The 12152-nt window shown below is 67.7% G+C and carries 10 protein-coding genes and 1 rRNA gene; 8 read left to right on the plus strand and 3 right to left on the minus strand.

Translation table 11 applies throughout. The annotated features are described in order from the left end of the window. The 8 genes from rrf to G7Y50_RS09810 all read left to right on the plus strand — a co-directional run. A 5S ribosomal RNA gene (gene rrf / locus G7Y50_RS09775) occupies positions 1 to 112 on the plus strand; the annotation flags it as partial. Positions 113 to 494: 382 nt separating this feature from the next. Beyond that, positions 495 to 1073, plus strand: coding sequence for a HEAT repeat domain-containing protein (locus tag G7Y50_RS09780; protein ID WP_370458025.1), 579 nt, complete (start codon positions 495 to 497; stop codon positions 1071 to 1073). A 107-nt stretch (positions 1074 to 1180) separates the two neighbouring features. Continuing rightward, entirely contained in the window at positions 1181 to 2275 is a 1095-nt protein-coding gene (locus G7Y50_RS09785) for an isocitrate/isopropylmalate dehydrogenase family protein (RefSeq protein ID WP_165054985.1), read from the plus strand. A 12-nt stretch (positions 2276 to 2287) separates the two neighbouring features. Further along, complete coding sequence (acnA, locus tag G7Y50_RS09790; RefSeq protein WP_165054987.1) at positions 2288 to 4948, plus strand: aconitate hydratase AcnA; 2661 nt, start codon at positions 2288 to 2290, stop codon at positions 4946 to 4948. Positions 4949 to 5052: 104 nt separating this feature from the next. After that, on the plus strand, positions 5053 to 7146 hold the full coding sequence (locus G7Y50_RS09795) for a Tat pathway signal sequence (protein ID WP_241156502.1): 2094 nt from the start codon (positions 5053 to 5055) through the stop codon (positions 7144 to 7146). Between the two features lie 300 nt (positions 7147 to 7446). Continuing rightward, positions 7447 to 7968 carry a 50S ribosomal protein L10 gene (gene rplJ / locus G7Y50_RS09800; RefSeq protein WP_165054989.1) on the plus strand — a complete coding sequence of 174 codons (522 nt, stop codon included), beginning with the start codon at positions 7447 to 7449 and terminating at the stop codon, positions 7966 to 7968. A 99-nt stretch (positions 7969 to 8067) separates the two neighbouring features. Next, the gene (gene rplL, locus G7Y50_RS09805; RefSeq protein WP_165054991.1) at positions 8068 to 8445 is read left to right on the plus strand and encodes a 50S ribosomal protein L7/L12; all 378 of its coding nucleotides are present in this window, start codon (positions 8068 to 8070) and stop codon (positions 8443 to 8445) included. 82 nt (positions 8446 to 8527) lie between these two features. Further along, the gene (locus tag G7Y50_RS09810; RefSeq protein ID WP_165054993.1) at positions 8528 to 9247 is read left to right on the plus strand and encodes a ThiF family adenylyltransferase; all 720 of its coding nucleotides are present in this window, start codon (positions 8528 to 8530) and stop codon (positions 9245 to 9247) included. A 98-nt stretch (positions 9248 to 9345) separates the two neighbouring features. Here G7Y50_RS09810 and G7Y50_RS09815 read toward each other — a convergent pair whose 3' ends face one another. From G7Y50_RS09815 to G7Y50_RS09825, 3 genes are all read right to left on the minus strand, one after another. Then, entirely contained in the window at positions 9346 to 11265 is a 1920-nt protein-coding gene (locus G7Y50_RS09815) for a heavy metal translocating P-type ATPase (RefSeq protein ID WP_165054995.1), read from the minus strand. A 24-nt stretch (positions 11266 to 11289) separates the two neighbouring features. After that, entirely contained in the window at positions 11290 to 11517 is a 228-nt protein-coding gene (locus tag G7Y50_RS09820; protein WP_165054997.1) for a cation transporter, read from the minus strand. 187 nt (positions 11518 to 11704) lie between these two features. After that, positions 11705 to 11989, minus strand: a complete 285-nt coding sequence (locus G7Y50_RS09825; protein WP_165055110.1) for a helix-turn-helix transcriptional regulator — start codon at positions 11987 to 11989, stop codon at positions 11705 to 11707. Between the last annotated feature and the right edge of the window lie 163 nt (positions 11990 to 12152).

Raw genomic sequence — 12152 nt, forward strand, 5'->3', positions numbered from 1 at the left:
CGGAACCATGGAGCGGGGGATCACCCGATCCCATTCCGAACTCGGAAGTTAAGCCCCGCGTCGCCGAGAGTACTGCAGCGCCAGGCTGCGGGAGGCCAGGGAGTTCCGCTCATGAGGGGTGCTTTCTCTTTTGCGGGGGGCCTTGCGGGGCCCCTTCTTGCTTTGGGAGGGCCTTGCGGCCCCCTTCGTTCTTTTGGGGGAGGGCCGCGGGGTCCTTCTCGCTTTTACGGGGGCGGAGAGCCTCCTTGCTCCTTCATCGGCCCCTCGGGGCCTTTTCGCGTTTGGAGGCTTCTTTCCCTCCTCATGCCTCGGTCCTCGCATCGCCCCGCGGCCCGGGTACCTCTCGCGCCGCCGCTTGTCGGTTGCGGGGGTGTTAATTCTTCGTGCCTTCCCTTCGCGCCTCTGAACGGCACGTATAATGTGTGCGGACATATCTATCGCATGCAGAGCAGAGAGGGACGAGCACATTGACTGGAAAAGCGCAGGATTCGACGTTGTCGGCTGACGAGATCGCCGAGTATGAGAAGAAGGCGGAGAGCCTCGTCGAGGTGCTCTCGACTGGATCGCGAAGGGAGCGGCAGCAGGCTGCCCAGGTTCTCTCGGCGATCGGCAAGGCGAAGGCGGAGCTTCTCGTTCCCTATGCGAACGCGCTCGTCGACGCGCTCAACCGGCCTGAGGCCCAGACGCGCTGGGAGGTCCTTGACGCGTTGACCGAGCTCGTGCCGTACGAGTCGCGCACGTGTGACAAGGCGCTCGTCGGCGCCGAGACGGCGCTCTTCGACGAAGACAGCGGGCCTTTGCGCCTTGCGGCCATGCGCTTTCTGTGCAAGCTGGGCGCCACCACTGAGAACCGCTCGGAGAAGACGTGGCCCCTCATCGACGAGGGCATCCAGTGCTACCACGGCGACTTGGAGTTCCAGGACATGCTGCTTGCCGTGATCGACTTCTCGAACGGCAAGCTCTCGCCGTCGGTGAAGGAGTCGCTCGCGGCGCGCATGAAGTTCGACGCCGCGAACAGCAAGGGCTCGCTCAAGAAGCGCGCAGCCCAGATCATCGAGAACGTTTCCCGTTAGCTGTTGCTATAACGTGCCGGCGCGTGACGCGTGTCGGCTTCGCTGCCTCGGAATCGCCGAGGCGGGCATCTTTCGCTGAAAAGAGCTTAGAGGTTAAGGAGAGTGATATGGCTCGGCATACAGTGACCCTCATTCCCGGTGACGGCATCGGCCTGGAGACGTCGGCTGCCATGCAGCGGGTCGTCGCGGCGAGTGGCGCGGACGTCGAATGGGAGCTCGCCCCTGCGGGCGCGGCGTGCATGGAGGAGCATGGGACGCCCCTGCCGGAGAGCACGATCGAGGCGGTCGAGCGGAACAAGGTGGCCATCAAGGGCCCCATCACCACGCCGGTGGGCACGGGCTTCCGCAGCGTGAACGTGGCGCTGCGCAAGACGCTCGACCTGTACGTCTGCCTGCGTCCCGTGCTGTCCATCCCCGGCGCGGGAGGGCGCTACGAGGACGTCGACCTCGTGATCGTGCGCGAGAACTCAGAGGACCTCTATGCGGGCATCGAGTTCGAGGAGGGTTCCGAGGGCGCGCGCAAGCTCATCGACTTCGTGGAGGAAAGCGGCGCGGGCTCGATTCGCCCCGACTCCGGCATCTCCATCAAGCCCATCTCCGTCACGGCGACGCGCAACATCGTGGAGTACGCGTTCGAGTACGCGCTGAAGCACGGGCGGGCGAAGGTGACGGCGGCGCACAAGGCCAACATCATGAAGCACTCCGACGGGCTGTTTCTGCGCGAGGCTCGTGAGGTCGCCAAGCGCTACGAGGGCAAGGTCGCCTTCGAGGACAAGATCATCGACGCGTTCTGCATGAGCCTCGTGATGGACCCCTCCCAGTTCGACGTGATCGTGTTCCCCAACCTCTACGGCGACATCGCGAGCGACTTGGCGGCGGGCCTGGTGGGCGGCTTGGGCATCGCCCCGGGCGCGAACATCGGCAAGGACTGCGCGGTGTTCGAGGCGGTCCACGGCTCGGCGCCCGACATCGCGGGCAAGAACCTCGCCAATCCGACGGCGGAGATCCTCTCGGCGGCCATGATGCTCGACCACCTCGGCGAGCTCGAGGCGGCATCGCGCATCCGCCGCGCGGTGCGCAGCGTGTACGCGCGCGGGGAGCGCCTGACGGCTGACATCCGCCGCGCGACGGGTTCGGACGCCACCGTGGCAAGCTGCACCGAGTTCACCGAGGCGCTCATCGCCGCGCTTGAGGCCGAGTAGGGAGGACGTGGGATGATCGAGACGTTTCAGGCGCCGCTCGCCGCAGGCGAGGCGCGCTACACCTATGTGCCCGTCTCGGGCGTCGAGGGGCACGAGAAGCTCCCCTTCGCGCTGACGGTCCTTCTGGAGAACGTGCTGCGCAACGCAAGCGACGAGGCGCAGGCGCGCGAGCTGGCGCAGCGCATCGTGAGCGCGGGCGTGGCGGGGCACACGGGCGAGGAGGTCGAGTTCTCCCCAGCGCGCGTGCTGTTCCAGGACTTCACGGGCGTGCCGGTGTTCGTCGACTTCGCGGTGATGCGCGAGGCGTGCGCCGAGCTCGGCGGCGACGCGCGCAAGATCAACCCGCAGATCCCGTGCGATCTGGTGATCGACCACTCGGTCATCGCCGACGCGGCGGGCTGCGCGGGCTGCATGGACGAGAACATGCGCCTCGAGTTCGAGCGCAACGCGGAGCGCTACGACTTTCTCAAGTGGGCGCAGGCGTCGTTCGAGAACGTGCGCATCGTGCCGCCGGGACGCGGCATCTGCCACCAGCTCAACATCGAGCAGTTCGCCCACGTGTGCATGACCTCGCCTTCTGGCGAGGCGGGCGCCGACGGCACGCCGCTCGTGTACTTCGACACGCTCGTGGGCACCGACTCGCATACGCCCACGGCGAACGGCATCGGCGTTTTGGGCTGGGGTGTGGGCGGCATCGAGGCCGAGGCCGCGGCGCTCGGCCAGCCCATCACCACGCTCGTGCCGCAGTGCATCGGCGTGAAGCTCACCGGCAAGCTGGCGCCGGGCGTGTCGGCCATGGACGTGTCGCTCACGTTCGCCTCCATGCTGCGCGCCCGCGGCGTGGTGGGCTGCTTCGTCGAGTGCTTTGGGCCGGGCGTGGCGGAACTCTCGGCCACGCAGCGCGCCTGCATCTCCAACATGACGCCCGAGTACGGCTGCACCTGCACGCTGTTCCCGGTCGACGACAACACGCTCGACTTCTTGCGCCTGACGGGGCGCACTGACGAGCAGGTGGCGCTCGTGGAGGCGTACGCGAAGGCGCAGGGGCTGTGGAACGACCCCGACGCCGCGCCGCGCGTGTACGCCGACGTGCTCGAGCTCGACCTCTCGTGCGTGCTGCCGTCGGTGGCCGGGCCCTCGCGCCCGCATGACCGCATCGCGCGCGACGCGGCGGGCCTGCGCTTCCGCGAGATCTGCGAGAAGCGCGGGTTGGGCGACGAGCACGTGGAGGTCGAGATCGGCGGCGAGACCTACGCGTTCACGCACGGCACGCTCGCGATCGCGGCGGTGACGAGCTGCACGACGGCGACCGATCCCGCCATGATGCTGGCGTGCGGCCTGATCGCGCGCAACGCGGTGCGCGCGGGGCTCTCCACGCGCCCGTGGGTGAAGACCATCCTGGCCCCGGGCAGCCATGCCACCGAGCTTCTGCTCGCGCGCGCGGGGCTCCTTCCCGCGCTTGAGGCGCTCGGCTTCTACACCTGCGGCTTCGGCTGCATGAGCTGCATCGGCAACTCCGGGCCGCTCATGCCGGCCATGCACGACATCGCCGACGAGATCGAGCTGGCGAGCGTGCTGTCGGGCAACCGCAACTTCGAGGGGCGCATCTCGCCTGACGTGTCGCAGAACTACCTGACCGCGCCGGCGAACGTGGTGGCCTACGCGCTCGCGGGCACGATGGACATCGACCTGGCCGACGAGCCGCTCGGCTACAACGCGCAGGGCCAGCCGGTCTACCTGCGCGACATCGAGCCTGACGCAGACGAGCTCGACGAGCTGGTGCGCACCTACGTGACGGCCGACCTGTACGCCGAGGGCTCGGCGGGCCTGTACGAGGGCGACGCCGCCTGGCAGGCCCTCGGCGCGCAGCCGAGCGACGTCTTCACGTGGGACGAGGGCTCCACCTACGTGCGCCGCCCGCCGTACTTCGACGGCATGACGCGCGCGGTGACCGCTCCCGCCGCGGTCGAGGACGCGGCCGCCATCGGGTACTTCGGCGACTTCATCACCACCGACCACATCTCCCCGGCAGGCGCCATCGCGCCCGACTCGCCGGCGGCGCGCTACCTGCGCGAGCGCGGCGTGGCCGACGCCGACTTCAACACCTACGGGAGCCGCCGCGGCAACCACGAGGTGATGATGCGCGGCACCTTCGGCAACGTGAAGCTGGAGAACAAGCTGGCGGAGGGCCGCCGCGGCGGTTGGACGCTCGACGTGCTGCGCCATGAGGTGGGCAGCATCTTCGACGTGTCCGAGCGCTACGCCGACCATGACGTGCCGCTCGTGGTGGTCGCGGGCAAGATGTACGGCAGCGGGTCGTCGCGCGACTGGGCGGCGAAGGGTCCGGCGCTGCTCGGCGTGCGCGCCGTGATCGCCGAGAGCTTCGAGCGCATCCACCGCTCCAACCTGATCGGCATGGGCATCCTCCCGCTGCAGTTCAAGGAGGGCGAGGGCGCCGAGAGCCTGGGGCTCGACGGCACCGAGCGCTACACGGTGGCGCCGATCGACTTCTCCGCGGGGCTGCCCAGCCCGCGCGTGGTGGGCGTGCGCGCCTGCCGCGCGGACGGCTCGTGCGTCGAGTTCGACGCCGTCGTGCGCGTCGACACGCCGACGGAGGGCCGCTACTACGAGGGCGGCGGCATCCTGCAGTTCGTGCTGCGCAGCTTGGCGTAGTTTCTTCCAAAAGGGTGAAGAACGCGCCCGTCCCCGACGAGGGGGCGGGCGCGTTCGCGTATACTGGTCGGACAAGCTGAACTACGACGGAAGAAGGGGATGCCGTGAAGCAGACATCCGGATTAGAGGCCTTGCTCGAGGCGCTGAAGCAGTCAGGCATGAACACAGACGGCGTGGGAGGGTCGCCTTTCGGGGGGTCGCCTTTCGGCGGCGCGTCCGGTGGCGGCACGTCCGACGGCGACGAGGGGCCGGCGCGCCCCGCGGGCGGCGCGGGCGCAGGGCCGCACCGCGGCGGCGGGCATGGCGGACATGGCGGACACGGCGGCGGTGCCGCGCCGCACATCGACCTGTCGTTCATGGACAACATCAAGGGCCCGCAGAGCAAGGGCGCTGCCGTGGTGCTCGTCATCCTGGCGGTGGTCGTGCTGGCGGCGCTGTACTGGTGGTTCCACCCAGCGATCAACATCCACTCGGTTGACACCTGGACCTTCGTGGCCGTCTTCATCCTGCTGCCCATCTTCCTGTTTTTCGCGAACAAGTCGCGCAACTACAAGGCGGGCAGCGCGAAGGTGGAGAAGAACGCCGGGAAGGCCAAGACCTACAAGGTGCTGGCGTTCATCCCCGTGGCCGTGGCGCTCGTGGGCGTGCTCGGCGCGGTGCTGTCGCTGTCCTTCATCCCGGGCAACGCCGAGAAGTACGCCAGCGTGCTGAAGACTGACACGCTCGACTTCGCGACGGACATCCAGGAGGTCAACTACTCTGAGATCCCCGTGATCGACCGCGACTCGGCCATCCTTCTGGGTAACCGCGAGATGGGCTCGATCCCCGACTACGTGAGCCAGTTCGAGGTGTCCACGCTCTACAGCCAGATCAACTACAAGGGCGAGCCGGTTCGCGTGAGCCCGCTGGTCTACGCCGACCTGTTCAAGTGGTTCACTAACCGCGAGGGCGGCATCCCGGCGTACTCGCTCGTGAACATGACCACGCAGGACGCCGAGATCGTGCGCTTGGGCGACGCTCCCATCCACTACTCGCAGTCCGAGCCGCTTGTGCGCAACATCGACCGCCACGTGCAGCTGAAGTACCCCTTCTACATGTTCGACGAGAAGTCCTTCGAGATTGACGAGGACGGGCGCGCATGGTGGATCTGCCCCGTGAAGGAGTTCACCATCGGCCTGTTCGGCGGCACCACCATCAGCCGCGTCGTCCTGTGCGACGCGACCACGGGCGAGTGCACCGACCTCGCGGTTGGCGACGTGCCCCAGTGGGTTGACCGCGTGTACCCCGCTGACCTGCTCATCCAGCAGTACAACTGGTACGGCACCTACCACAACGGCTGGCTGAACTCGTTCTTGGGCCAGGAGGGCGTCGTGCGCACCACGCCGGGCACCGACGGCACGCTCGGCTACAACTACATCGCCAAGGACGACGACGTGTGGGTGTACACCGGCGTCACCTCGGCCACGGCCGACAACTCCATCATCGGCTTCGTGATGGTGAACCAGCGCACGCAGGAGTCGCACTTCTACAGCGTGTCGGGTGCCACCGAGGAGTCGGCCATGCAGTCGGCCGAGGGCCAGGTGCAGAACTTGCGCTACACGGCCACCTTCCCCATCCTCATCAACGTGGCTGACCAGCCCACCTACTTCATGGCGCTCAAGGACGGCGCGGGGCTGGTGAAGAAGTTCGCCATGGTGGACATCCAGCGCTACCAGAACGTGGCGGTGGGCGACACGGTGGCTGACACGCAGAAGACCTACGAGGCGCTGCTCGCCACCAACGGCGTGGTGACCGAGGGCGAAGGCTCGGCGCTGGCCGACGCGCTCACGGCCTCGGGGACCATCCGCTCGATGGCCCAGGCGGTCATCGAGGGCAACTCGCACTTCTACGTGACGCTCGACGGCAACTCCGCGATCTTCGACTTCGCGCTGCCGGGCCTGCTCGACATCGTGAGCTACCGCGTGGGCGACCCCATTGAGTTCACGTACGTCGAGGGCACGAGCGCGAACGTGGCGTACGAGATCCGCGGCGCGAACGCGGGCGGCTCGGGTTCGGGCGGCTCGGGAGCGACTGACGCCCAGGCCGAGCCTGCGGTGCGGGGCGCCTCGCAGGATGCCGGCGCGCCGCAGAACGCCGGCGCCTCGCAGGGCTCTTCGGGAGGCTCTTCGGGATCCTCGCAAGGAGCCGCGGGAGCGTAGGAGCGCAGGAAGGAGCCTTTCGGGGGCAAATAAGCCCTTGACAGGCGAAACGCAGGCGGTACAATAGACAGGCTGCATCGCTTGTGCGTTGCAGTGATTCGGATACATTGTTCCGCTGCTTAAGACAGCAGGTACCCGCAAGGGTTTAATCGCGCAAGCGGCCCGCCGAGGTGGTTGCAAACACGTTGCTTGCCGACCCCCGCCGTCTTGAGATGTGCGGGGGTCGTTCTTTTCTCAAGGAGCGATCCCACCCCGCAAGGGCGGAACGCGAGTTTGAGAAAAAGGAGGTGTACGTAGAAGATGCCCAATGCTCAGAATACCGAGATGCTTTCCAACATCAAGGCCGACCTCGACGGCGTGTCTGCCATGTGGATCGTAGACTATCGCGGCTTGACCGTGAAGGAGGTGCAGGCTCTGCGCGGTTCCATCCGCGAGGCCGGCGCAACCATGAAGGTCTACAAGAACACCCTCATGCACATCGCGCTGGAGCAGGCCGAGTTGCCCACGCTTGACGACATGCTGAAGGGCCCGAGCGCGTTCGTCTTCGCTGGCTCTGACGTGGCTGCTGCCGCCAAGGCCGTGAAGGAGTTCGCGAAGGGGAACGACAAGCTGGAGATCAAGGGTGGCTTGATGGAAGGCGCGGCAGTCACCGCTGCCGAGGTGGAGGCCATCGCCTCTCTGCCTTCTCGCGAGGAGCTCATCGCTCAGATCGCCGGCGCCATTTCCGGTGTCGCTCGTGGCCTCGCCGTTGCGCTCAACGGTGTGCCGCGTGGTCTGGCCCAGGTCACGAAGGCCGTGGCCGACCAGAAGGAAGCTGCCTAAGGGTGGCGAAGCGGGCGGCATAAGGTGTGCTGCCTGACGTGAAAAAACGCTATGGCCGAAGCGCAAAGGTGCGCCCGGCCGCTTTGAAAGGAAACTAACATGGCTGTTACTCGTGAAGAGATCATTGAGGCTCTGAAGGAGATGTCCCTGCTCGAGGCTTCCGAGCTCGTGAAGGACATCGAGGAGACCTTCGGCGTGTCCGCCGCCGCTCCCGTTGCCGTCGCTGCCGCTGCTCCTGCTGAGGGTGGCGCTGCTGCCGAGGAGAAGACCGAGTTCGACGTCGTGCTCGAGGGCTTCGGCGACAACAAGATCGCCGTCATCAAGGTTGTCCGCGAGATCACCGGCCTGGGCCTGAAGGAGGCCAAGGCCGCCGTCGAGGAGGCTCCCAAGGCCATCGTCGAGGGCGTCAACAAGGAGAAGGCTGACGAGGTCAAGACCAAGCTCGAGGAGGCTGGCGCGGCTGTCACCGTCAAGTAGCCCATCCGGGTTCGCTCAGGCAGACTTCAAGCGGGGCGCGCACCTTCGGGGTGCGCGCCCTTTTTTCTCAGGGAGGTGACACGTGGCTTGCGAGGACGCGAAGAGCCGGCTGCGGCGGGTGATAGGGGACGCGGGCGTCGAGCGGCTCGACCGGGCGTGCGTGGCGGTGTTCGGCGTCGGCGGCGTGGGGTCGAGCTGCGCCGAGGCGCTTGCGCGCGGCGGCGTGGGCACGCTGGTGCTGGTGGACCGCGACGTGGTGTCGCCGAGCAACGTCAACCGGCAGGCCATCGCGTTCGCGAGCACGATGGGGCGCGCGAAGGTCGACGTGATGGCGGCCATGGCGCGCGAGATCAACCCTGAGGTGCGCGTGGTGACGCGGGAGGCATTCGTGCTGGACAACGTGGACGAGGTGCTCGACGGCGCGCCGACCCCCGACTTCATCGTGGACGCGGTTGACACGGTGACGGCCAAGATCGCGCTGGCTCGCTATGCGCAGGAGCGCGGCATCCCGCTCGTGGCCTCGATGGGCGGCGCGAACAAGCTCGACCCTACGCAGCTGCGCTTCGCCGACCTGTTCGCCACGCAGGGCTGCCCGCTGTGCCGCGCGGTGCGCAAGGCCGCGCGCACGGCGGGCGTCGAGGCGCTGCGCGTGCTGTACTCGCCCGAGCAGCCGGTGCGCGTGGAGGCGGCGGCGGGAGCGGCGCGCGCCGAGCGCACCGAGCTGGGCACGATGTCGTACATGCCGCCGATCATGGGGCAGATGCTGGCCGGGTACGTGATCCGCGAGCTGCTGGGCATCTAGGACGCAGAGCGGCTTGTCGGCGCCCTGCGCGAAGAGGGACCCCGCGGGGTCCCTCTTCAGCTCTCTGGCTCTGCTCGCGTCTGGTTCGGTCGGATTCGCTAGAGCTTCTTCACGCTCATGGCGCGCATGGCGTTCAGGATGGCGAGGACGGCCACGCCCACGTCGGCGAACACGGCCATCCACATGTTGGCGATGCCGAAGGCGGCCAGGATGAGCACGGCGAACTTCAAGCCGAGCGCGAACACGATGTTCTGCCGCACGATGCTCATGGTCTTGCGGGCGACGCGGATGGCGCGCGCAATCTGCGAGGGGCGGTCGTCCATGAGGACGATGTCGGCGGCCTCGATGGCGGCGTCGGAGCCCATGGCGCCCATGGCGATGCCGACGTCGGCGCGGGTGAGCACGGGCGCGTCGTTGATGCCGTCGCCCACGAAGGCGAGCTTGCCCTTCGCGCTGGCGCGGGCGTTCGCCTCGAGCAGGCGTTCGACCTGCTCCACCTTGCCCTGCGGGAGGAGCTCGGCGTGGAACTCGTCGATGCGCAGGTCGGATGCCACGGCGCGCGCCACGTCGGCGCGGTCGCCGGTGAGCATGACGGTTCGCCGCACGCCTGCCTCGTGCAGGGCTGCGATGGCCGCCGCGGCGTCTTCCTTCAGCTCGTCGGCGATGACGACGCAGCCCGCGTACGCGCCGGCCTTCGCCACGTAGAGCACCGTGCCGGCGACGTCGTTCTCCTCCCAGGCCACGCCGTGGGCGCGCATGAGCTTGCCGTTGCCGACGAGCACCTCCTGCCCGTCGACGAGGGCCTTCACGCCGTGCCCGCTGACCTCTTCGACGCCCTCGATGCGCGCGTGGTCAAGGGCGCATCCGAGCGCTGCGCGCACCGACGCGGCGATGGGGTGGTTGGAGTAGGCCTCGGCGTGCGCGGCTAGGTCGAGCAGCTCCTCGCGCGTGAGCGCGCCGGCGCTCCGGACGGCGGTCACGGCGAACGTGCCGTTGGTGAGCGTGCCGGTTTTGTCGAACACGACCGTGTCGACCTGTGCGAGCGCCTCGAGGTAGTTGGAGCCCTTCACGAGGATGCCGACGCGCGACGCGCCGCCGATGCCGCCGAAGAACGACAGCGGCACGGAGATCACGAGCGCGCAGGGGCACGAGACCACGAGGAACACGAGCCCGCGCTGGATCCAGTCGGCCCAGCCGCCGCCGAGGATGACGGGCGGGATGACGGCGAGCAGCACGGCGATGCCCACGACCACGGGAGTGTAGTAGCGTGCGAAGCGGGTGATGAAGTTCTCGGTGCGCGCCTTCTTCTCGGAGGCGTTCTCCACCAGCTCGAGGATGCGGCTCACGGTGGAGTCCTCGAACGGCTTGGTCACGCGCACGGTGAGGGCGCCCGTGAGGTTCACGCAGCCGGAGATGACCTCGTCGTTCTCGCGCGCCTGGCGCGGGACGGACTCGCCGGTGAGCGCGGCGGTGTCAACCTGCGACGCGCCTTGCACGACAACGCCGTCAAGCGGGATGCGCTCGCCGGGCTTGACGATGATCTCGTCGCCCGGGCTCACCTCGTAGGGGTCGACCTGCGTGAGCTCGCCGTCCACCATGATGTTGGCGAACTCGGGCGCGATGTCCATCATGTCGGCGATGGACTTGCGGCTCTTGCCCACCGCGTAGCTCTGGAACAACTCGCCGACCTGGTAGAACAGCATGACGGCGGCGCCTTCGGCCATGTGCGGCTCGGTGTCGGGGAACAGCACCAGCGCGAACGCGCCCACGGTGGCCACGGTCATGAGGAAGCTCTCGTCCATGGCGTTGCCGCGCACGATGCCGCGCGCCGCCTTGACGAGCACGTCGTATCCGGCGACGAGGTAGGGGACGAGGAAGAGCGCGAACTCGGCGTAGAGCGCGCCGGGATACCCGAGCTGAGAGGCGAGCCAGCCGGACTCGGCGACGAGGTAGGAGAGCGCGAAGAGGACGAGCGCAACGATGATGCGGTTGCGCCAGCGCTTCTGCTTGGCGTTCATGAGGCGGGTCCTTCGGGCGGCTGCTTAGCGCAGGATGAGGCAGTCGGGCTCGTACTTGGAGCAGATCTGCTGGGCCCGGTCGACGATGGTGCCGAAGCTGGCGGCGTCGGGCACGTCGGCGTCAATCATGAGCTTCTGGGTCATGAAGTTGACGGTGGCCTTGCTCACGCCGTCAATGCTGTTGATGTCGGCCTCCATCTTGGCGGCGCAGTTGGCGCAGTCGAGGTCCTGGAGCTTGAATGCCTTGCGCATGGTGCTGTCCTTTCGGGTGGTTTGGTTGGCTGCGGGTCGCGGGCTGCGGGCTGCCTTCGGGCGACCCCTCGGTTGGTTGCTGGTTGGTGCTGGTTGGTGCTGGTCGGTTGGTCGGTTGGTCGGTTGGTCGGTCGGTTGGTTGTTGCTCGCCGTTGCTTGCGGACGCGTGGTGCGTGGGGCGTGCGCGCTACTCGCAGAGGTGCGTCATGCCCTGGGCGAGCATGGTGTAGACGTGGTTGTCCGACAGCGAGTAGATCACGTTCTTGCCGTCGCGCTGGAACTTCACGAGGCGCGCCTGCTTGAGCGTGCGCAGCTGGTGCGACACCGCGCTCTGCGTGGCGCCGATGATCTCGGCGATGTCAGCGACGCAGCGCTCGCGCTCCATGAGCGCGTAGAGGATCTTGATGCGCGTGGTGTCGGCGAACACCTTGAACAGGTCGGCGAGGTCGTAGAGCAGCTCCTCGTCGGGCATGGTGTCGAACAGGCATGCGGTCTCCTCGCGGTTGCAGCCGCAGGGGCAGTCGATGGCGCGCGCGGAAGGGGAGCGCTCCACGATGCGCGCCGCCTCGCGGATGGCGCCGTGCGAGGCGGCGCCGCTTGCGGCTTCCGGGACTATGCCGCTCGCGCCGCTGTGC

This window comes from Adlercreutzia sp. ZJ176 (assembly GCF_011038975.1).
Classification (GTDB): domain Bacteria; phylum Actinomycetota; class Coriobacteriia; order Coriobacteriales; family Eggerthellaceae; genus CAAEEV01.